22 protein-coding genes and 1 tRNA gene are annotated in these 21255 nt (G+C 49.6%); 21 read left to right on the forward strand and 2 right to left on the reverse strand.

Going from position 1 to position 21255, the window contains the following annotated elements:
- From VGN67_RS00135 to ftsZ, 14 genes are all read left to right on the forward strand, one after another.
- On the forward strand, positions 1-595 hold a 595-nt coding region (locus VGN67_RS00135; protein ID WP_327484726.1), incomplete at its 5' end, for a T9SS type A sorting domain-containing protein.
- A 150-nt stretch (positions 596-745) separates the two neighbouring features.
- A complete protein-coding gene (rplM, locus tag VGN67_RS00140) occupies positions 746-1189 on the forward strand; it encodes a 50S ribosomal protein L13 (RefSeq protein WP_327484727.1) in 444 nt (147 codons plus the stop codon).
- Between the two features lie 32 nt (positions 1190-1221).
- The gene (rpsI, locus tag VGN67_RS00145; protein ID WP_327484728.1) at positions 1222-1608 is read left to right on the forward strand and encodes a 30S ribosomal protein S9; all 387 of its coding nucleotides are present in this window, start codon (positions 1222-1224) and stop codon (positions 1606-1608) included.
- A 154-nt stretch (positions 1609-1762) separates the two neighbouring features.
- Positions 1763-2581 carry a 30S ribosomal protein S2 gene (rpsB, locus tag VGN67_RS00150; RefSeq protein WP_327484729.1) on the forward strand — a complete coding sequence of 273 codons (819 nt, stop codon included), beginning with the start codon at positions 1763-1765 and terminating at the stop codon, positions 2579-2581.
- Positions 2582-2766: 185 nt separating this feature from the next.
- A complete protein-coding gene (gene tsf, locus VGN67_RS00155) occupies positions 2767-3603 on the forward strand; it encodes a translation elongation factor Ts (RefSeq protein WP_327484730.1) in 837 nt (278 codons plus the stop codon).
- Between the two features lie 206 nt (positions 3604-3809).
- On the forward strand, positions 3810-4745 hold the full coding sequence (locus VGN67_RS00160; RefSeq protein ID WP_327484731.1) for a DUF3078 domain-containing protein: 936 nt from the start codon (positions 3810-3812) through the stop codon (positions 4743-4745).
- Between the two features lie 23 nt (positions 4746-4768).
- Positions 4769-5101 (forward strand): large-conductance mechanosensitive channel protein MscL, encoded by a 333-nt coding sequence (gene mscL / locus VGN67_RS00165; protein ID WP_327484732.1) that lies wholly within the window; start codon positions 4769-4771, stop codon positions 5099-5101.
- A 136-nt stretch (positions 5102-5237) separates the two neighbouring features.
- Complete coding sequence (murD, locus tag VGN67_RS00170) at positions 5238-6593, forward strand: UDP-N-acetylmuramoyl-L-alanine--D-glutamate ligase (RefSeq protein ID WP_327484733.1); 1356 nt, start codon at positions 5238-5240, stop codon at positions 6591-6593.
- A 15-nt stretch (positions 6594-6608) separates the two neighbouring features.
- On the forward strand, positions 6609-7760 hold the full coding sequence (locus tag VGN67_RS00175; RefSeq protein WP_327484734.1) for an FtsW/RodA/SpoVE family cell cycle protein: 1152 nt from the start codon (positions 6609-6611) through the stop codon (positions 7758-7760).
- Between the two features lie 6 nt (positions 7761-7766).
- A complete protein-coding gene (gene murG, locus VGN67_RS00180) occupies positions 7767-8867 on the forward strand; it encodes an undecaprenyldiphospho-muramoylpentapeptide beta-N-acetylglucosaminyltransferase (protein ID WP_327484735.1) in 1101 nt (366 codons plus the stop codon).
- Between the two features lie 50 nt (positions 8868-8917).
- A complete protein-coding gene (murC, locus tag VGN67_RS00185) occupies positions 8918-10315 on the forward strand; it encodes a UDP-N-acetylmuramate--L-alanine ligase (protein ID WP_327484736.1) in 1398 nt (465 codons plus the stop codon).
- Between the two features lie 28 nt (positions 10316-10343).
- Complete coding sequence (locus VGN67_RS00190; RefSeq protein ID WP_327484737.1) at positions 10344-11120, forward strand: hypothetical protein; 777 nt, start codon at positions 10344-10346, stop codon at positions 11118-11120.
- A 19-nt stretch (positions 11121-11139) separates the two neighbouring features.
- Positions 11140-12489 carry a cell division protein FtsA gene (gene ftsA / locus VGN67_RS00195; protein ID WP_327484738.1) on the forward strand — a complete coding sequence of 450 codons (1350 nt, stop codon included), beginning with the start codon at positions 11140-11142 and terminating at the stop codon, positions 12487-12489.
- Between the two features lie 37 nt (positions 12490-12526).
- A complete protein-coding gene (gene ftsZ, locus VGN67_RS00200) occupies positions 12527-14005 on the forward strand; it encodes a cell division protein FtsZ (protein WP_327484739.1) in 1479 nt (492 codons plus the stop codon).
- 57 nt (positions 14006-14062) lie between these two features.
- Here ftsZ and VGN67_RS00205 read toward each other — a convergent pair whose 3' ends face one another.
- Positions 14063-14605 carry an NAD(P)H-dependent oxidoreductase gene (locus tag VGN67_RS00205; RefSeq protein WP_327484740.1) on the reverse strand — a complete coding sequence of 181 codons (543 nt, stop codon included), beginning with the start codon at positions 14603-14605 and terminating at the stop codon, positions 14063-14065.
- Between the two features lie 77 nt (positions 14606-14682).
- Between VGN67_RS00205 and VGN67_RS00210 the strand changes: the two genes are divergently transcribed.
- The 3 genes from VGN67_RS00210 (at position 14683) to VGN67_RS00220 (ending at position 17318) form a co-directional block, all read left to right on the forward strand.
- On the forward strand, positions 14683-15384 hold the full coding sequence (locus tag VGN67_RS00210) for a DNA alkylation repair protein (RefSeq protein WP_327484741.1): 702 nt from the start codon (positions 14683-14685) through the stop codon (positions 15382-15384).
- Between the two features lie 109 nt (positions 15385-15493).
- Positions 15494-16336 carry an acetyl-CoA carboxylase, carboxyltransferase subunit beta gene (gene accD, locus VGN67_RS00215; protein ID WP_327484742.1) on the forward strand — a complete coding sequence of 281 codons (843 nt, stop codon included), beginning with the start codon at positions 15494-15496 and terminating at the stop codon, positions 16334-16336.
- 4 nt (positions 16337-16340) lie between these two features.
- Positions 16341-17318, forward strand: a complete 978-nt coding sequence (locus VGN67_RS00220; RefSeq protein WP_327484743.1) for a radical SAM protein — start codon at positions 16341-16343, stop codon at positions 17316-17318.
- 5 nt (positions 17319-17323) lie between these two features.
- Here the strand turns inward: VGN67_RS00220 and VGN67_RS00225 are convergent, their stop codons facing one another.
- Complete coding sequence (locus VGN67_RS00225) at positions 17324-17800, reverse strand: nuclear transport factor 2 family protein (RefSeq protein ID WP_327484744.1); 477 nt, start codon at positions 17798-17800, stop codon at positions 17324-17326.
- Positions 17801-17860: 60 nt separating this feature from the next.
- Here VGN67_RS00225 and smpB point away from each other — a divergent pair, with 60 nt between their 5' ends.
- From smpB to VGN67_RS00245, 4 genes are all read left to right on the forward strand, one after another.
- Positions 17861-18319 carry an SsrA-binding protein SmpB gene (smpB, locus tag VGN67_RS00230; protein WP_327484745.1) on the forward strand — a complete coding sequence of 153 codons (459 nt, stop codon included), beginning with the start codon at positions 17861-17863 and terminating at the stop codon, positions 18317-18319.
- A gap of 139 nt (positions 18320-18458) precedes the next feature.
- Positions 18459-18971 (forward strand): HNH endonuclease, encoded by a 513-nt coding sequence (locus VGN67_RS00235; protein ID WP_327484746.1) that lies wholly within the window; start codon positions 18459-18461, stop codon positions 18969-18971.
- Between the two features lie 196 nt (positions 18972-19167).
- Positions 19168-21006 carry a 30S ribosomal protein S1 gene (rpsA, locus tag VGN67_RS00240; protein ID WP_327484747.1) on the forward strand — a complete coding sequence of 613 codons (1839 nt, stop codon included), beginning with the start codon at positions 19168-19170 and terminating at the stop codon, positions 21004-21006.
- Positions 21007-21078: 72 nt separating this feature from the next.
- Positions 21079-21149: transfer RNA gene (locus tag VGN67_RS00245), tRNA-Cys, on the forward strand.
- Positions 21150-21255: the final 106 nt, after the last annotated feature.

Here is a 21255-nt window from a genome sequence, read left to right on the forward strand (position 1 = left end):
CTGCAATAACCTGGGAGGCTGGGCCTACGACCGGAGCAATCCCAACGCAGCCGTACTGGTAGACATCTACGAAGGCTCCACCCTGATAAAAGGAGGTTTTGCGGCCGGTATCTTCCGCCAGGACGTGCTCAACGCGGGCAAGGGTAACGGTAGCCACGCCTTTATCATTGCCACCCCGGCTGAGCTCAAGAACGGCCAGAACAGGAATATCTCAATACGTGTAACCGGCTGTGCCAGCGTACAGCTAAGCAATTCGCCCATGACAATCAGGTGTGGCAACGGACGAATGGGAATCCCGGAAGAAGAGGTGAGCAGGCCTAATGCGGAGCTTGAGATTTTGCCCCAACAAAGTATGACTGCCTGGCCCAATCCAACTATGGGCGACTTTGAGGTGAGCTTCTACCTAGAGGATAAGCAAGAGGCTGTACTATCGGTGGTGGACATGCTGGGCGTAAGCTGGCATGCCCAAAAGATAACCGGCGCCGGACAGCACAAAGAGAAAATCAATCTGTCCGATAAAGTAGAAGGAATTTATATTATTCAGCTAAAAAAGGCTAACAATTTAGAAACGAAGAAAATAGTTATTAGCCGGTAATCCAGACAAGTGGCTGTTGAGGGATAATTTCTTAACAGCCACTTGTAATTCAATTTGTTAAGCTCTATATTTGCAGTCCCATTTTGAGGTGGGACTGTTTTTTGTGCAGTAATTTACTGAAAATCAATTTATAAATCTTTTTTGTTAATCGTGGATACGTTAAGCTACAAAACCATCTCGGCGAACAAAAACACAGTAAACAAGGAGTGGATTGTGGTTGATGCCAAAGGAGAAGTGCTCGGTCGTCTGGCCAGCCAGATCGCTAAGATCATCCGTGGCAAACACAAGCCAAGCTTCACTCCCCATGTGGACTGTGGTGATAACGTTATCGTTATCAACGCCGACAAAGTAAAGCTGACCGGTAACAAAATGACCGACAAGATCTATGTCCGTCATACAGGGTACCCAGGTGGTCAGCGTTTTCAAACGCCTCGTGAGCTGCTGTCAAAGCACCCGGAGCGTGTTATCGAGAAGGCCGTGAAAGGCATGCTCCCCAAGAGCCGACTGGGACGTCGCCTCTACACCAATCTGTACGTTTATGCCGGTGCTGAGCACCCGCACGTTGCCCAGCAACCAAAAGAAGTTAAGTTGTAAGTCTTGACAACGAATAACGCAAAAGCGAACTCATGGAAGTTATCAACAAGATAGGTAGAAGAAAAACCGCCGTAGCGCGGATCTACATGACGCCCGGAAAAGGTGAAATTCAGGTGAACGGACGGGACTACAAAGAGTATTTCCCTTTTGAAGTACACCAGATCGTATTGCAGCAACCGTTCAGCACCATTAATGGTGGCGGAAGCTACGATGTAAAAGTAAATGTACGCGGAGGCGGTATTACAGGACAAGCCGAAGCCGTTCGTATGGCTATTTCCCGGGCATTGGTAGAATACAACGGCGAATTCCGCCCGGCTTTGAAGAAAGAAGGATTTCTGACGCGCGACCCTCGTATGGTTGAACGTAAGAAATACGGTCGTCGCAAGGCCCGCAGAAGATTCCAGTTCTCGAAGCGCTAATACCAGTTGGGATCAGAGGCAGGTACTTAGGTAAGCCGCCTGACACGGCACAATTCCCAACCCTTTTTAGTACTTCAAATAGTTGTCCAGGCGATACTTACTGTGTCCGGTGTATCGCGCTGCAAACCCAAACATTTTAAATCTAACTTATTAAATGGCACAAGTAGAATACAAAGACCTCCTGGATGCAGGTGTGCACTTCGGCCACCTCACCCGCAAGTGGGATCCCCATATGGCTCCGTATATCTTTATGGAGAAAAACGGTATCCATATTATTGACCTGAACAAAACGCTGAACTGCATTGAGCAGGCCGAAGCCGCTATGAAGCAGATTGTGCGTTCAGGTCGTAAGATTATGTTCGTTGCTACGAAAAAGCAAGCACAGGAAATCGTAACGGAAGAGGCCAAGCGCCTTAAAATGCCGTACGTTACGGAACGTTGGCTGGGTGGTATGCTCACCAACTTCGGTACTATTCGCAAATCGCTCAAGAAGTTGCAGAGCCTCGAAAAGATGCTCAAAGACGAAACCACGGTTAACAACATAGCGAAGCGCGAGCGCCTGATGCTTTCCCGCGAAAAAGAGAAGCTGGAGAGAGTGCTAGGAGGTGTAGCTGATCTTACCCGTCTCCCCGCTGCTCTATTCGTAATTGACGTAAAGCGCGAGCATATTGCCGTTTCGGAAGCCAAGCGGCTCGGTATCCCCGTATTTGCTATCTGCGATACCAACTCTAATCCTGACCTCGTTGACTTCCCGATTCCCGGTAACGACGATGCCTACAAGTCTATCTCACTGATCACGCTGGCGATTGGTAAGGCCATTGAAGAAGGTCTTATGGAGCGCAAGCAGGATAAAGATGACCAGCGTCTGGCTGATGAAGAAGAGGCTAAGCGTCAGGTTGACCAGGGTGGTGAAGAAGAAACTGTACAAGCCGAAGCTCCCAGCGCTGTAGTTGAAGATAGCGACGAAGCGTAAGAATACAGAATGAAAGCGAATGGTTCAGGCACCAAGGATTAACTATCCAATCTGAGCAATAGATAAGTAGCCCGTAGCCTCTCCGCTATGGGCTACTGTATTTAAAATATGGTACTTTCTAAAAATAGAAGGCCAGAACACAAAAATTTGATCAAAACTTAACACTACTATCAATTACAGAAATCATGGCAATTACTGCGCAAGACGTGAACAAACTTCGCCAGATGACCGGCGCCGGAATGATGGACTGCAAAAAGGCTCTCTCGGAAGCGGATGGCGACTTTGACAAAGCGGTAGATATTCTTCGCAAGCAGGGACAAAAAGTAGCCGCTAAGCGGGCAGATAACGCTACTTCCGAAGGTAAAGTACTAGTACAAATCAGTGATGACAAAACCAACGGAAAACTGATTGCACTGGCTTGCGAAACAGAGCCCGTATCCAACGTTGAAGACTTCAAAAATCTGGCTCAGACTATCCTGACCCAGGCAGTAGCCAAGAATCCTGCTACTAAAGAAGAACTGCTGGCTTCTACCCTGGAAGATGGACAAACTCTGAACGAGCATATCACGGAGCTCGTAGGTAAAATGGGTGAAAAGCTGGACGTAGTAGCTTACGAAAACGTAACCGCCGACGAAGTTGTTTCCTACATCCACTCCAATGGAAAGTTAGGCGTACTGGTGGCTTTCGAAGGAGTTAATGGCACTGATGTAACAGATTTGGGCAAAGACGTAGCCATGCAGATTGCGGCTATGCGCCCGGTTGCCGTTGATAAGGACGAAGTAGATGCCGCTACTGTTGAGCGCGAAATCGAAGTGGGCAAAGAGCAGGCCCGGGCCGAAGGTAAGCCGGAAGCTATGCTTGAGAAAATCGCCATGGGTAAGCTTAACAAATTCTACAAAGACAACACCCTGCTGAACCAGGAATTCGTGAAGGATTCGTCCCTGACCATCCGTCAGCTGCTGGAAAAAACATCCAAAGGGTTAACCGTAAAAACCTTCAAGCGTGTAGCCATTGGTAGCTAGTGTACCAGATGAGTTAAAGCTTGTTTTAAATACATCGCCCCGCACCCATACTGCGGGGCGATTTTTTATAATTAATTGGGCAAATTTAAATGAATAGAGAATAATAAATATATTAGTAAGCTGGCCGTGGAATAGAGCTTCTGTAGCTACTGTACAAGAAGCAGACAAACCGGCTGGCTTCTGTTGTGTTACCAATCCCCTCACTCATGCAAAAGTCTTCTATTACCCTATTATGCATACTCTTACTGCTCTTAAAGTCATTACTGCTGTTCGCTCAGAACGATTCTATATTTGTATTACCCGATACCTTACTTATCCCGCCCATTGAAGTTGTAAAAGATACTTCCTGGAAAAAGAAAACGGAGTTTGGAGCTAATCTGAACCAGGGCTCGTTCAGTAGTAACTGGACGGGCGGCGGCGTAAATTCGATAGCGTTGGGTTTATTCTTCAACAGCGTGTTTGAGTACAAGAAAGATCGCAACTCCTGGCGAAATGAACTACAAAGTCAGTACGGAATAGTGAAGAACCGGGGGCAGGCGAGCCGTAAAAATCTGGATAGGTTATTTTTTGACACTAAATACGGGCGGCAACTGACCGATACCTGGAGCTTCGTCGGGAACCTCAATTTATTGACTCAGTTTGCACCCGGGTATATTTACGAAGAAGGCATTGATGGCGATATTATCGCCAGGAAAGTGTCCGGTTTTTTTGCTCCGGCCTATATTACCGAAGCCCTAGGGCTGGAATATAGGCCGGTCCCCTATTTTTTTATTACTTTTTCGCCGGGGGCCGTTCGTCAAACCATAGTAGCAGATAAAAGGCTTTATCTTAACACGCCCGAACAAAAAAACTACGGGGTTCCTATCGGACGAACTGTGCGCTCCGAATTAGCGCTGATTCAAATTGTCGCTAATTTCAAAAGGGATATTGCTACCAATGTAAATCTGAATTTTCGGTATAGCCTCTTCGCCAACTACCGCAATCTGGGGGCTATTGATAACCGGCTGGATGCGGTACTGACCGCCAAGGTCAACAAATACATCAATGTTAATTTGGGAGCGATAGTAATTTATGATGAAGACCAAAGCGAAAAAATACAGTACGCTCAATCCCTCTCGGTTGGATTTCTTTACAAACTATAAATCAATTTAAAAACTAAATATATATGCTAGGAGAATTTAAAGCCTTTATTTCCAGAGGCAATGTACTGGAACTGGCCATTGGTATTATTATAGGGGTTGCTTTTGCCAAAATAACCACCTCCCTGGTAGAAGATATCATCAATCCCATATTAGGATTGCTAATAGGCGGAATTGATTTTCAGAATTTAAAAATTGTACTCAAAGAAGCCGCAGGCGATGTACCGGAAGTAGCCATCCGGTACGGAAACTTCATACAGGTTGTCATTCAGTTTCTGATAGTGGCCTGGGTTATTTTTATGGTGGTAAAAGTGTCCAATCGGATTCAGTTAGTTAAGGATCCCGAGAAGAAACCCTGAAAAATTAAACGTAAAGAAATCAGGAGAGGTCGCTGCCAGGCGGCCTTTTTCAGTAAACTTTTACGGAAAGGAAAGCGCTTTTTTGCATTAGAGGTAAAAAAAAGCCGAACTTTACTACCTGAAATAATCTATTTGAATGGCGCAGAAAAAGCTGGCAATACTGGGTGGTGGAGAAAGTGGAGTTGGCGCGGCCTTACTGGGTAAAGCCAAAGGGTTTAGCGTTTTTTTATCGGACAAAGGTCTCCTGCAGGAGAAGTACCGGCAGGTACTTGAGAAGGAAGGCATTCCCTACGAGGAAGGTGATCATACGCCTGAGTTGATTCTTGATGCCGACGAGGTAGTCAAGAGTCCTGGTATTCCGGATAAGGTACCCCTGGTGCAGGAGCTGTCCAAGAAAGGCATTCCCGTGCTATCAGAAATAGAGCTGGCCGCCCGCTATACTGATGCCCAACTTATTGCTATTACCGGCAGTAACGGCAAAACCACCACTACCTTACTGACCTACCATTTGCTGAAGCAGGCGGGCTTTTCGGTCGGGTTGGCGGGTAATATCGGCGACAGCTTTGCCCGGCAGGTCATCGAAGAAAGACACGACTACTATGTACTGGAGCTAAGTAGCTTTCAGTTAGACAATATGTATGGCTTTCGGGCCAATGTAGCCGTCCTGCTTAATATTACCCCTGACCACCTCGACCGCTACGAATACGATTTTCAAAAATACGTCAACTCCAAGTTCAGGATTATTCAAAACCAGACCGAAGCCGACGATTTCATATACTTCACCGAGAACGAGCCAATCATGGCTGAGCTCTCAAAGCGGGAGGTACCGGCGCGTCAGTGGCCCATTTCACTCAGCCAGGTCATGGAAGAAGGAGGGTACCTGCAGCAAGGTACCCTGCGCGTCCAGAGCCACGGACAGGTACTGGAGCAGCCAATGGAGGAGTTACCTATCAAAGGCCCCCACAACGCCATTAACGCCATGGCCGCTGTGCTGGTAGCGCAGTCGGTAGGGGTGGCGCCAGAACAGATACGGCAGGGGCTACTCAGTTTTCAGAATGCCCCCCACCGCCTCGAGCCGGTAGCGACCATCCATGGCGTGAGTTATATCAATGATTCCAAAGCTACCAACGTTGACTCGGTTTACTATGCGTTGGGTAGTTTTGACAGCCCCATAATCCTGATTGCGGGTGGAGTAGATAAAGGTAATGATTATAGTCAGATAGAACCTCAGGTCCGGCAAAAGGTAAAGGGCCTGATTGCGCTGGGAACAGCTACCGACAAACTAACCAGCTACTTTCAGGATACCGTACCTGCCGTATACAAGACGCAGGATATTCAGGATGCGCTCAATAAAGCGTACGAGTGGGCGGTACCCGGCGATGTGGTACTTTTGTCACCGGCCTGTGCCAGTTTTGACCTGTTTCGCAATTACGAAGACCGCGGTCAAAAATTCCGGGAAGCCGTGGAGCAGTTAAAACCCCGTCAGTCTTAAGTACCGGAAAAGCGCATGGAGCTACTGCAACAAATAAAGGAAGATACCCAGGCCTGGTTTGCCCGCAACCTGAAAGGCGATCCGTATATCTGGATCATCAGCGTGGGGCTGTTGCTTTGTAGCATACCTATTGTGTACAGTGCGGCCGTTAAAGATGCCTACACCTACCGGCAGGGCAACACCGAGTACTACCTCTACAAACAGATTGTCCTGAGTATACTGGCGCTGCTCGTGATGATTCTGGTACACCGCATTCCGTATACCCGGTTTGTGCGCGTATCCCGGATTGGCGTCTGGATCAGCGTACCGCTGCTGCTGTTTGCCGCCTTCAACGGAAAAACCGTAAACGAAGCCTCCCGCTGGATAGAGATACCCCTGATCGGGCAACGCTTCCAACCCTCAGAATTTGCCAAGGTAGCCCTGATCACCCATCTTTCGCTGGTACTGGCGCGGCACATCAAGGGCGGCTGGAGTACCCGGGAGCTACTCACCGAACCCGTCTTTTTGATAGGCATGGTGTGCGGACTTATTTTTCCCAGTAATGTTTCGACGGCAGTTCTGTTGGTAGGGGTGTGTTTTTTCCTGATGTACGTGGGCAAGGTACCGGTTAGGTACCTGGTCTTTACGGGCGTAGGGCTGATTTTCTTTGCCTCCATGGCCATACTCTTACGGACTACCCAACGCTCAGGCACGGCCCAAAGCCGTATTAGTACATTTTTTAATAAAGATACTGTAGTGTACCAGTCCCAACAGTCCTACATGGCTATGGCCCGGGGTGGTGTGTACGGAGAAGGAATAGCCAAGAGTCGGCAGCGGCGTTTCCTGCCCGAGCCTCAGAAGGATTTTATTTATGCGGTGACCGTGGAAGAATGCGGTACCATTGGCGGATTTTTGTTAATAGTGGCCTATCTGGTGCTGCTGTACCGGGGCCTCAAAGCCATCGAAAAAACCAAACGCCCCTTTGGGGGGCTGCTCTCAGCGGGGCTTACCTTTAGTATCGTCTTTCAGGCTCTATCCACCATGGCCGTTACGGTAGGACTTTTGCCGGTTACGGGGCAAAATCTGCCCTTTTTTAGCCAGGGAGGTACTTCTATGCTTTTTACGGCCCTGGCCATGGGCATGATTTTGAGTGTAAGCCGGGGAGAGCTCGACGAAAAAACAATTTAATCAACCATGCCAAAGCGTGTAATTATAAGCGGAGGAGGAACCGGTGGTCATATTTATCCGGCCATTGCCATTGCCCATGCTCTTAAAGAACAGGACCCGTCCATCGAGATTCTTTTCGTAGGAGCCGAAGGTAAAATGGAAATGGAGAAGGTACCCAGGGCTGGCTACGAGATAATAGCGTTACCTATCGTTGGAATTAAACGGGAGCTTTCACCGGACAACCTGGCTTTCCCCATCAAGCTGACGCGCAGCCTGCTGAAAGCCCGCTCGGTCATTAAGCAGTTTCGCCCCGACGTGGCCGTTGGCGTAGGCGGATTCGCGAGCGGGCCTTTGCTAATGATTGCTTCTTTAATGGGAATTCCCACGCTGATTCAGGAACAAAATTCATATGCCGGAGTTACCAATAAAATACTTGCTAAACGAGCACGTACCATCTGCGTAGCGTATCCGGGCATGGAGGTCTTCTTTGAAAAGAGTAAAACCAAATTGCTGGGCAACCCGGTCCGGAGTGATATAATACATGCCAGCGCGAAGCGGGCGGAAGGACTGAAACATTTCGGATTAGAGGCCCACCGGAAAACCCTCTTTGTAATGGGCGGAAGCCTGGGCGCCCGCACAATCAACGAGAGCGTCAGTGCCGGATTGAAAAAGCTGAGTGACGCGGGTTATCAGGTACTTTGGCAAACGGGTAAGCTCTATATAAACACCGCCCTCGAGCATATACAGCAGGCGCGTACGGAGCGGATAAAAGCCTACGAATTTGTCTACGAAATGGATTTGGCCTATGCCGTAGCCGATGTAGTAGTATCACGGGCGGGAGCTTTGTCGGTGTCGGAATTGTGCCTAGCGGCTAAGCCCGCCATACTGGTACCTTTCCCGGCGGCATCCGAAGACCACCAGACCAAAAACGCCATGAGTCTGGTGCGGGAAAATGCCGCTTTGCTCGTTCAGGACGCCAACGCGGGTCGCGAACTGGTGGAGACGGCCCTAAGGCTGATGGAGGACCACCCTAAGCAGGCCGAACTCAGAAAGAACATTCAAACGCTGGCACGACCGGAAGCGGCTCGGGACATAGCCCGGGAGGTACTGAAGCTAATACAGCCTTAATAGTAAGGGCTCTGAATCCTTTTTTTAGTAAGCGCGATAAACTCTTTAGCATGCATTTTACTTCAGACTGGAAGTACATTTATTTTGTCGGTATAGGCGGTATAGGCATGAGTGCTCTGGCCCGCTGGTTCAATACGAATGGCTTTTCTGTTGCCGGTTACGACCGTACTCCCACTACGCTTACGGATAGTCTTGAGCAGGAAAATATTTCCGTTCACTTTGAAGACGACGTAGCCCATATACCTTCCGGTTTTCTGGTTGATCCTACGCAGACCCTGGTCGTTTATACGCCCGCTGTACCCGCCAACCACCAGCAGATGGCCTATTTCCGGGCCAACGGCTTTACTATTCAGAAGCGCTCACAGGTACTGGGCTGGCTGACCCGTAACCTGCGCACCATTGGCGTAGCAGGTACCCACGGCAAAACCACCACCTCCTCTATGGTAGCCCACTTACTACGCAACGCAGGTATAAACTGTACTGCTTTTTTAGGAGGGATTACCCAAAACTACGGTACCAATTTCCTGCTCAACAGCCCTACCGAAACCCCCGAAGACATTGTGTGTGTAGTAGAAGCCGATGAGTTTGACCGATCATTCCTGACGCTGTATCCGGACCTGGCCATAGTCACCTCTACCGATGCCGATCATCTGGATATTTACGGGGAGCACGATGCCGTACTGGAGTCTTTCCGCGCTTACGTAAAACAGATAAAACCCGGTGGTTCGCTCATTATGAAGCGGGGGCTGCCTGTTGCCGACAGTGCCACGGCCGACGTGCAGGAGTATTCGCTGCACGAAGGCGACTACCACAGTCGCAACCTGCGAATCGAAAACGCCCGCTTTGTCTTTGATATCGTATATCCGGGTGGCGTTATTGACCACATAGCCATGCAGATTCCCGGGTATCATAACGTAGAAAACGCGCTGGCGGCCACGGCCGTGGCGCTCAGGGTAGGCGTTTCACCGGACCAGATTCGGCATGGGCTGCATACCTACCGGGGCGTTAAGCGCCGGTTTGAATATATCCTGGAAAGCCGCTCGAAAGTATTTATAGATGACTACGCCCACCACCCGGCCGAGGTAGAAGCCTTTTTGTCTTCGGTTCGGGCGCTGTATCCGGGTCGGCACCTGACGGCCGTCTTTCAGCCGCATCTGTTTACCCGTACCCGCGACTTCGCCGATGGCTTCGGGCAGAGCCTTTCCCTGGCCGACCGGCTCCTGTTGCTGGACATATACCCCGCCCGCGAGCAGCCCATTGAAGGCGTTACTTCAGCCATGCTGCTGGAGAAAGTATCCATTTTGGATAAAAGTATTGTATCAAAAGAGGAACTATTGGAAAAATTGCTCAACTTAGATACAGATATCGTAGTAACCATCGGAGCAGGAGATATTGACAAATTAGTTTTGCCCATTAAGGAAGTACTTGTAACTCCTTTTACTAATTAATACGCAAAGCATTTTTTAAATTGCTGCCATGTTACGTAAATTTGACTATTCCGGAAAATGGTTGCGAAGGGGTATCTGGTTACTTGTACCTGTGTTTTGTGTAAGTATGGCCGAGAGCAAGCTGAGCAGGCAGCGGTGTAAGAATCTGATTGTGAAGGTTGATTATAATTCGGGGATGCGTTTTATCAATCAAATTGATATCCAGACGCTCCTTACTGAACACGGAAGCGACCCGTTACAGGGCAGCCGCCAGCGCGATTTAGATCTGAGAAGTTTAGAAAATCGTGTAAAAAGCAATAAATTGGTAAAGAATTGCCAGGCCTACCGGGACCTCCAGGGAAACTTGGTGGTGGAAGTTGAGCAGGAAAAGCCGCTGGCCCGTTGGATTGCAAGCTCCCGGGCCGGAGAATGGCGTAAAACCGCCGGGTTTTATATCAACGAAGAGGGAGATTTTTTACCGCTCAGTGAGCGCTTCACTGCGCGTACGTTGCTGGTTTCGGGCGCATTTTTTCAGGAGCGGAACCACCTTCGTACCAGGCGGGGGCAATCGGTACTAGACCTTATACGTTACCTCCATACTGATGAGTTCTGGAATGCCCAGATTACCCAGATGATGGTAGCGGCCGACGGAGAAATACATTTATTAACCGCGCTGGGGGATCAGCGCATCGAGCTAGGACCAGCCGATAATTTTAGATCAAAGCTGGATAAGCTTCACATTTTTTACGAAAAAGTACTGGCATCCGACTGGAGCCGCTATTCCCGAATCAGTGTTAAGTTCCAGGATCAAATTGTTTGCGAATAAAATAAACACACCAATAAGCATGACAAACGGCAGCATTGTAGTAGGGGTAGATATTGGTAGTACCAAGGTGGCCGTCGTGGCTGCCCAGGGCTCTACGAATTCTAAGAGGGGAACTATTGAGGTACTAGGATTCAGCGAAGTACCCATAGCACCAAGTGCTGTAATCAACGGATCGGTAGAAAATGTAAAGCAGGTAGGCGACGCCATCCGCGAGGCCCTACAGGAAGTAGCGCAGCTGTCTAATCTGGATATTGGACTGGTTAATGTAAGCTTTGGTGGCTTACACGTAAAGGTAAGCGAGCAGAATGACGGATTTATGCGTCCCTCTTCTTCGACAAGTGATGAAGTAACGCAGTGGGACGTTGACCAGCTGGTGGAGAATATCTACCGCGCCCGGACCGAACCCAACCTGGACATCATGCACGTATTCCCTAAGGAGTTCGTAGTTGACGGTGCGCGTGGTGTACGTGAGCCTGTTGGGCGTACGGGTATAAAGCTGGGAGGCGATTTTCTGGTGGTATCGGCCAACAGCCAGTCCATCGACCGGACCCGCAAGAGTCTGTTTCAGGCCGACCCCAAGCTTCGGTTTGACAAAATGCTGTACGCACCGGTGGCGACGGGGCTGGCGGTGCTGGAAGAAGAAGAAATGAAAGCCGGTATTGCCCTGGTGGACATTGGCGACCATACTACTGACCTGGCCATATACCACGAAGGCATTTTGCGTTATATAGCTACCATACCCATTGCCGGACGCCACATTACTTCCGACCTGCGGGTAGGCTGTGGTATTCAGTTCGAAAATGCGGAGCAACTGAAAAAAGAATTCGGCGTAGCCCTGTCGGAAGATACCCCGCTTAACATAGAGGTATTGGTCAATTATCTGGCGGGCCGGGCGCCCAAGCAGGTGCTGAGAAAAAACATTGCGCTTATTATCGAAGAAAGGCTGAAAGAGATAGCGGCGATGGTATACGCCAAGATTCTGGATTCTGGCTATGCCGACGAACTCATTGGTGGAATGGTATTAACTGGAGGTACCGCAAACATCTTTGACATAGAAAAGTTATTTAGTCGGGTGGCCGACGATATGCCCGTGCGGGTAGGTATTCCCGACCGTCTGGCGCATACGCCCAAAGCCGACGCCGTTAGTAATACATCCTACGCAACGGCGCTGGGATTAGCCTGGGCAAGTCTGAGACCGATTGATTCCCGAATTAAGTCGGTTTGTAAACCTACCGAAACGGCCAGTCAGCGTGTAGTAGAAACACAACCAGCCAAAGGAACGGCAAAAGAAAGTAGTAGCAGCGGAGTTGGGTTATTTGAAAAGTTATTTGGCCGTAAGGATTCTGACCAGATAGGGGAGTATGAATAATCACAGAATGTAACATTCAGCCTACATAATTAGGACCATGAATAAGAATTTACTCAGCGCCTTAGACCAGGATTACATTGTGAATGATATCGTGAAAAATACCATTGCAAATGGCAGCGCATCACTTGACCCCTCCATCATAAAAGTGATAGGAGTAGGGGGAGGTGGGAGCAATGCCGTCAACTACATGTTTGAAAAGAAAATCAAAGATGTAGAATTTGCTATTTGTAATACAGACCGGCAAGCACTCCATAAAAGCCCCGTCCCCATCAAAATTCAGCTCGGTGCCAGCCTGACCCAGGGTCTGGGAGCGGGTACGGATGCTACTAAAGGACGCGAAGCCGCCCTTGAAACCATTGAGGAAATAAAGGCTCTTCTGGGAGGAGCTACCCAAATGGTATTCATCACCGCAGGTATGGGAGGAGGTACCGGTACCGGAGCTGCTCCCGTTATAGCTCAGGTAGCCAAAGAATTAGGAAAACTTACGGTAGCGGTTGTTACGGCCCCCTATACCTGGGAAGGCCTCGACAAGAAAGAGCAGGCGATGGAAGGTATTGAGCAGCTTAAGCAGTACAGCGATACCGTACTGGTAGTACTTAACGACAAGCTCGAAGAGCTGTTCGAAGATATGACCCTGACGCAGGCCTTTGCCGAAGCAGACAGTATCCTGCTTAATGCGGTCAAGAGTATTTCTGAGATTATTACGACCAGTGGTAATATCAACACCGACTTCAAGGATGTTGAGAAGGTACTTAAAAGCGCCGGCCAGTCGGTAATGGGTACCGCCGACGCCGAAGGCGAAGACCGGGCTTTCCAGGCCATTAAGCAGGCGCTTGATTCGCCCCTGTTGAACGACCGTACCATTACCGGAGCCAAGCGTATACTGGTTACCCTGGCCTCAAGCAAAAAGAAGGAGGCAACCATGCGCGAGCAGCGTGAAATATGGAAGTATGTACTTTCTCAGGTACAGGGCGAAGCCCGCATGTTCAAGCTCGGTACCATTACCGATGACTCACTCGGCGACCGGCTTCGTGTAACCATTGTTGCGGCCGGCTTTGACAGTATTGAGTCGCCTATTCCGGGAATAGAGCTGCCCCGCCGCCGGGAGGTGAAACCTGAATTATACCAGCCAGAGAATACAAAAATAGAAGAAGCCTTTACTCCGGTGGAAGTCATAGAAGATTCCCGTTGGGTATCACCCGCCGAAGAGGAACAGCGCGTTGCTGCTACCAAAGCAGAGCTGGAAACTCCTACGGGAGGTATAGTGGTGGTAGTAGATGAACCCGCCGCAATAGTAGAGGAGGGAACTGCCGGAATATCTTACCAGTATGATGAGGTAGGTGACGGATGGTCAGCCGAAGAGTACAATAGAATACGGGACATGGTCCGGCGCTTTCGGGAAGGAGCCATCAAGTCCTCGGAGCTGGAGTCACCGGCCTACCGCCGCAGCCAGATTGAACTCTGGAAACGCCCCAGTATTCCTGCCCACGAAATGGAACAACATCGTCTTAACTGATACTAAAAAGAGGAGCTGGCTACGGTTCCTCTTTTTAATTTACACCTACTGCTGAAACTAAAACGATATCAGCTGACGCGCCTGCATGTCCAGCAACTCATTGTAAAGCTCATTGGTAAACACGCCGTCCGAAAAATAGGTGCGGATTTGCCCTAACTTCACCCGTAGTGCCAACGTATGCATACCGAGGTAGCTGAATATATCCGTCATATGGCTCAACGCGGACGAAGCCCCCTGCATATTTGAGGATAATCCCACCAAAGCCGCTTTTTTATTGGCAAAGCTATTCGGGTAAGGCAGCCCGTCAATAAAGGCTTTCAGTACTCCCGGGTAAGAGCCGTTGTACTCAGGTACTATAAATACAAACTTATGGGCCTGGTCAATCAGTTGCCTTAGTTGGTTAAACTCACTGTTTTTTCCGTTATTTCCGTACAAAGCCGACACCGTGAAGTCAGCGGGCAGCTCGTGCAGGTCTAGTACAGTACTGGGGGTATTGTGGCGGAGCAGGAGTTGTTGGTAGTAGTCGGCAATGCGGCGTGACATGGAATGGGGCCGGTTAGTACCTACAATAATCACGATAGGGGTGACAGGATCGGTCATATTTTCCTGTAATGATCAAGGTAAAAAGTAGGGGCAATAGTGCCGGAAGGATGATTTAACTAAAAAAACAATTTCTTATGGATTTGGTTCAGGGAGTTCGGGCCGACCTCCGGGCCTTTGCTGCTGCCGATAGGGCGGCTTTTGTGGCGGGGTACTTTCAAACCGGACCCGGCCAGTACGCCGAAGGCGATCAGTTCTGGGGGGTAAGCAATCCGCAGGTGCGGCAGGTAGCCCGCCAGTGGCGTACCCTCCCGGCAGACCAGCTGCAGCTGCTGCTTCGGGACCCCGTTCACGAGTGCCGGTTAGCGGCGTTACTGATTATGGTGGATCAGTTCGCGAAGGCAAAAGAAGACGGGAAACATCTACTGTATGAGATGTACCTGAGCCACCTGGACTACATCAACAACTGGGACCTGGTTGACGCCTCGGCCCGGGATATTGTAGGCAGGTACCTGTATGACAAAGATCGAAGTTCGCTGCTGGAAATGGCCCGGCAGCCCCACTTGTGGACCCAGCGGGTAGCCATAGTAGCTACGCACTACTATATCCGCAAGGGGCAATATGCCGATACGCTCGCGGTAGCCGGGGTACTTCTATCCCATAAGCACCACCTTATTCACAAAGCTGTGGGCTGGATGCTACGGGAAGTAGGTAACCGCGACCTGGACACCCTGGAAGAGTTTTTGCACCATTATATAGGCGGCTTACCGCGCACCACCCTGCGTTATGCCATTGAGCGGCTTCCTCCCGCGCGGCGTCAATACTACCTTACACTGTGAGGTTACAATACATTTATTACTATATTTGAAGCCTTAATACACCGTAATTTTAGCAATAAGAGTCAGAATACGCTACTCTTAGCGTCGTACGATTAACCTACTACTGCTTATGTCTTGGTTTGTCCGGAAAGAAAAAGGAATCAATACCCCCACTGAAATGAAGCGCGAAGCCCCCGACGGGCTTTGGTACCAGTGTCCCAGTTGTAAAAAAATTATGCACACCCGCGAGCACAAGCTGAGCGCCTATACCTGTGCGCACTGCAACTACCACGACAAAGTAGGGTCAGAGGCTTATTTTGAGCTCCTTTTTGATAATAATGAATTTACCGAACTGGATGCAAATCTACACTCGGGCGATCCGTTGAATTTTATTGACACCAAACCCTATCCGGACCGGATACGGGCTACGATGCTGAAAACCGGCCTGAAGGATGCCGTTCGCACCGCCCATGGTAAAATGAATGAGATAGATATTACCATTGCCTGTATGGACTTCAACTTCATTGGGGGCTCGATGGGGTCGGTGGTAGGAGAAAAAATAGCCCGTGCCATTGACTACTCCCTGCAGAACAAGCAGCCTTTCCTGATGATATCGCGCTCGGGCGGAGCCCGTATGATGGAAGCGGGGCTGTCGCTGATGCAGATGGCCAAGACATCCGCCAAGCTGGCGTTGCTCTCGGAGGGGAAGGTACCTTACATCTCGTTGCTGACTGACCCTACTACGGGTGGCGTTACGGCCTCTTACGCCATGCTGGGCGACTTCAATATTTCTGAACCGGGTGCGCTGATCGGCTTTGCCGGGCCCCGGGTTATCCGGGAAACAATTGGCAAAGATCTCCCCAAAGGTTTCCAGAGCGCCGAATTCGTACTGGAGCATGGCTTCCTTGATTTTATCGTGGACCGCAAAGACCTGAAAGACAAGTTGAGCAGCCTGCTGAAGATACTCTACTGACCTTATGCGCCTGGTTTCCCACCCCGTGCTGTGCAACTACTACGTAACGTACCGCTGTAACGCTACCTGTAGTTTCTGCGACATCTGGGAGCGGCCTTCTCCGTACGTTACCACCGAGAACGCGCGCCAAAACCTGCAGGACCTGAAACGACTAGGCGTAAAAGTAGTAGACTTTACCGGCGGCGAACCCCTGTTGCACCGTCAGCTCGACGAGCTACTGCGGGAGGCCAAAGCTCAGGGCATGATCACGACCGTGACGACCAACGGCCTGTTGTACCCCAAGTACGCCGAAAAGCTGCGGGGGCTGATTGATATGCTGCACCTGTCCCTGGACTCTCCCAACCGCGACGAACACGACCTTTCCCGCGGCGTGAAGTGCTACGACAAAGTAATGGAATCCATTGAGGTAGCCCGGCACCTGGGCGAGCGGCCGGACATTATCTTTACCGTTTTTGAAAGTAATGTTCACCAAATCCGGCAGGTGTGGGAGGAGATTTGCCTGCCCAACAACCTGGTCCTGATCCTGAACCCCGTGTTTGAGTACAATACCGTAGGGGGCAACCTGTCAAAGCAGTCACTGGATGAACTGGTGGGCTGGGGAAAGCAGAAGAATGTATACCTCAACGAAGCCTTTGTGCAGCTGCGGCTCGACGGCGGCAACCACGTGGAGAAGCCGATATGCAAAGCGGGCAGTACTACGGTGGTTATTTCACCCGAAAACAAACTGGTACTGCCCTGTTACCACCTGGGGTTAAAAGAACATCCCATTGAAGGCAAGTTGCACAGCCTGTACTTATCCGACGAAGTACAGCAGCTAGTAGCGCTGGAAGGGCGGCTTCCGGGCTGCGAAGGCTGCGCCATCAACTGCTACATGCAACCTTCCTTTGCCGTAGAAATAAATAAGTACTGGTGGAAAGCGCTCCCAAGTACCCTCAAGTACAACCGCATGAAAGGTACCTGGAAGCAGATGCTCCGGTTCTAGAGCCTTTACAGGCAGTTGTCGCGTCGGCGGGTATCTGTTATGCCGGCAATTTTCCAGCCCTCGGTAGTCCGGACGAGCGTAAAGGCATTAACGCCGCAATGGCTGAATTTACTCCCCAGGTAAAACTTATAAGGTACCCACACAATAGCCATGGGGCCGTCTACCTGTACCTTCAGGTCATAGATGCGTTCGTCCCACACCTCATCGTGCGGAGTACCTACGGCATTGATAAATCCCTGAATGGCATCTTTGCGTACCTTTACGGCCCCGTCGGGTGCCGTAGTGACCGACTGCAGCGAGGCATCCGGTAAAAAGGCCCGCCGGACCAGGGAGGAGTCGCCGGAACGCATGCCGGTAAAAAGCTGGTCTACTACGGCCCGTGCTGCCGTTTCATCCGTTTGGGCCTGGGTAGTTGTAGTAAGTAGTACCGTAGCGGCCAGGGTACAACCCACCAGCACCGCCCTGAAAAGTGACAGATTCATAGAAATTGGTATAGTTTTTTCGATATAGTAATTTTGTAATCTTTCCTGAGCAACCACAAAATGTCCGACAAAATAGCTAAAAAGGTAAATATCGAGAATCGCCGCGCCTCGTTTGAGTATTTTTTTCTGGAAACTTTCTCCGCCGGTATGATGCTCACCGGCACCGAAATCAAATCCATCCGGCAGGGCAAGGTCAACCTGCAGGATGCCTACTGCCTTTTTCAGGGAGCGGAGCTATTCATCCGGAACATGCACATTTCACCTTATACCGAAGGTACCCACTACAACCATGAGCCACTCCGCGACCGCAAGCTGCTCCTGACCAAGCGGGAACTGCGCCGCCTGACCGACAAGCTCAAAGATCAGGGACTTACCATTATTCCGGTTCGGCTCTTTACCAGCGACCGCGGACTGGCCAAACTGGAAATAGCCCTGGCAAAGGGTAAAAAGCTGTACGATAAACGGGATTCTATCAAAGAACGCGACATAAAGCGCGAAACCGACCGGATAGGGTACTGAGCCACAGTACTATCCTGGACCTTTTGCCCCGGCAGCTCCTTCTTCTATTATACTGGCAATTTTACCAACATTTAATCGTATTCCGACGTTTTAAATACGGGAAATTCCTATATTGCTAAGAAGAAATCATCTTTAATCCATGGGCAGGAAAGTTTTGGTTCTCAATCAAGATTACAGTGCGCTTAGCGTTTGTTCGGTACCCAAGGCCTTTTTGCTGGTCTATATGAATAAGGCTGAATTACTGGCCCAGTCACCCACCCATGTACTACGGAGCGTCAGTGAAGTATTTCCAATGCCCACGGTTATCCGCCTGCACCGTTATGTTCACCTGCCTTACCGGGGCGTCATGATGACCCGTCAGAATATTTTCAAGCGCGACGGAAACCGCTGCCAATACTGCGGAATTGGCGATGACCTGACCCTGGACCATGTAATGCCCAAGTCGCGGGGCGGCAAGACCAACTGGGATAACCTGGCTACCGCCTGCAAACGCTGCAATTCGCGTAAAGGCGACTATACGCCCGAAGAAGCAGGTATGTCGCTGCGCCAGCGCCCGTTTAAGCCTTCATTTTTGATGTTCCTGCGCGATTTTTCGGGCGTTGTAGACGAGGGCTGGCTACCTTACCTGGGGGCCAAGGAAGTAGCATTCTAAAATACCCTTCTGTTTTCGGACCGCACTAAGGCTCAAGTTTTTACAAATCAGGTAAAAACTTGAGCCTTAGTGTTTTCTTTTTTCAAAATTTCCTATCTTTGCGGTCTATTTTTTAGGACTAATACCATGTTTAACTAATTTTCAGCCTGTTAGCTCGTGGGCTGATGTATCCAAAGAGCGATTCTTTAAACTATTTATGGCAAAAGGAAGACAAAGCCAAGCACTGCCCGATTTTGATTGGGATAAAGCCGACGACAAAGGATTCGGTACCGGTTATTCATCCAGCGAACGTACCCGCCTGGAGGAAATGTACGAGAATACTCTTTCACCCATTACAGAGAAAGAGGTAGTTAAAGGACAGGTAGTAGGTATTACTGACCGCGAAGTTATTTTGAACATTGGATTCAAGTCGGATGGCCTTGTGTCGTTCAATGAATTCCGTGACATTCCTAATCTAAAGATTGGTGATGAAGTAGAAGTTTACGTAGAAAATCAGGAAGATGCCCAGGGACAGCTGGTACTTTCACGCAAGAAAGCGAAAGTAATTACTGCCTGGGATAATATTCAGAAATCATTTGACGAGGATCTGGTGATCGACGCCACGGTGAAACGCCGTACCAAGGGTGGTCTTATCGTAGATATCTTCGGTATTGAGGCCTTCTTGCCAGGTTCACAGATTGACGTGAAGCCGATCCGCGACTTTGACGTATTTGTCGGTAAGCGCATGGAGGTGAAGGTAGTGAAGATTAACTACGCTAACGATAACGTAGTGGTATCGCACAAGATCCTGATCGAGAAAGACCTCGAAGCACAGCGTCAGCAGATACTCAACAACCTCGAAAAAGGTCAGGTACTCGAAGGTGTCATCAAGAACATGACCAACTTCGGGGTATTTATTGACCTGGGTGGTGTAGACGGTCTGTTGCACATTACAGATATTTCGTGGGGCCGTATCAACCACCCTTCCGAGCTGCTGAACCTCGACCAGAAACTCAACGTAGTAGTGTTGGATTTCGACGAAGAGAAGAAGCGTATCTCTCTGGGTCTGAAGCAGCTTCAGGCACATCCTTGGGACTCACTGTCAGAAGAAATTCAGGTGGGTTCCAAAGTTACAGGCCGCATCGTGAATGTAGCCGACTACGGCGCATTCCTCGAAATTCGTCCGGGTGTAGAAGGTCTAATTCACGTTTCCGAAATGTCATGGTCGCAGCATCTGCGTAACCCGCAGGAGTTCATGACCGTAGGCGACGAAATCGAAGCGGTAGTACTTACGCTGGACCGTCAGGAGCGCAAGATGTCACTCGGCATCAAGCAACTGACCGAAGACCCCTGGACCCAGGCTGATCTGAAAGACAAGTACGCTATTGGTACCCGTCACAAAGGTATTGTACGCAACCTGACTAACTTCGGCTTGTTCATTGAACTGGAAGAAGGTATCGACGGACTTGTACACGTTTCAGACCTTTCCTGGACCAAGAAAATCAAACATCCTTCTGACTTCATCAAGGTAGGTGAGGAACTGGAAGTAGTCGTACTTGAACTCGACGCTGCCAATCGTCGTCTGGCTCTGGGTCATAAGCAACTGGAAGAAAACCCCTGGGATACCTTTGAGTCTATTTTTGCGATAGGTTCGGTACATCGTTGTACTATCGTATCCAAAGGTGAGAAATTTGCTACCCTCGAACTCCCCTACGGTATTGAAGGCGTTGTAGCCCTGAAAAACCTGGCGAAAGAAGACGGTAACGTGGCCGAAGTAGGTGAAAGCTTAGACTTTACGGTACTTGAATTCTCGAAGGATGAGAAGAAAATCGTGCTGTCGCATACGAAAGTATGGCAGGGCGGTCCGGTAGAAGAAAAGAAAGAAGATAAAGCTCCTAAGAAATCAGCTGCCAAAGCCGACGCTCCTGCGCCGAAAGAAGCTGAGAAGTCTACCTTTGGTGACCTGGATGTTCTGTCTGCTCTGAAAGAGCAAATGGAAGAGACAGAGAAGAAAGACAAAAAAGCTTCCAAAAAAGAAGCAAAAGACGTGGAGTAATCTGAATAATTTATAATTTTGCGCCAGCTTAGCTGAAAGTACCAAAGTTACAATCAGCTAAGCGGCTCATAAGGTTCCGTGGCCGAGCGGCTAGGCAGAGGTCTGCAAAACCTCGTACAGCGGTTCGAATCCGCTCGGAACCTCCCAACAAGCAGCGGGTTTTGATGACCTTGAAACGCTTATCTATAAACGGAAAAATACCATTTGTGTTGATTGTACAATTGTACTGGCACAAATGGTATTTTTTTT

The sequence above is a fragment of the Telluribacter sp. genome (assembly GCF_035998675.1).
Lineage (GTDB): Bacteria > Bacteroidota > Bacteroidia > Cytophagales > Spirosomataceae > Telluribacter.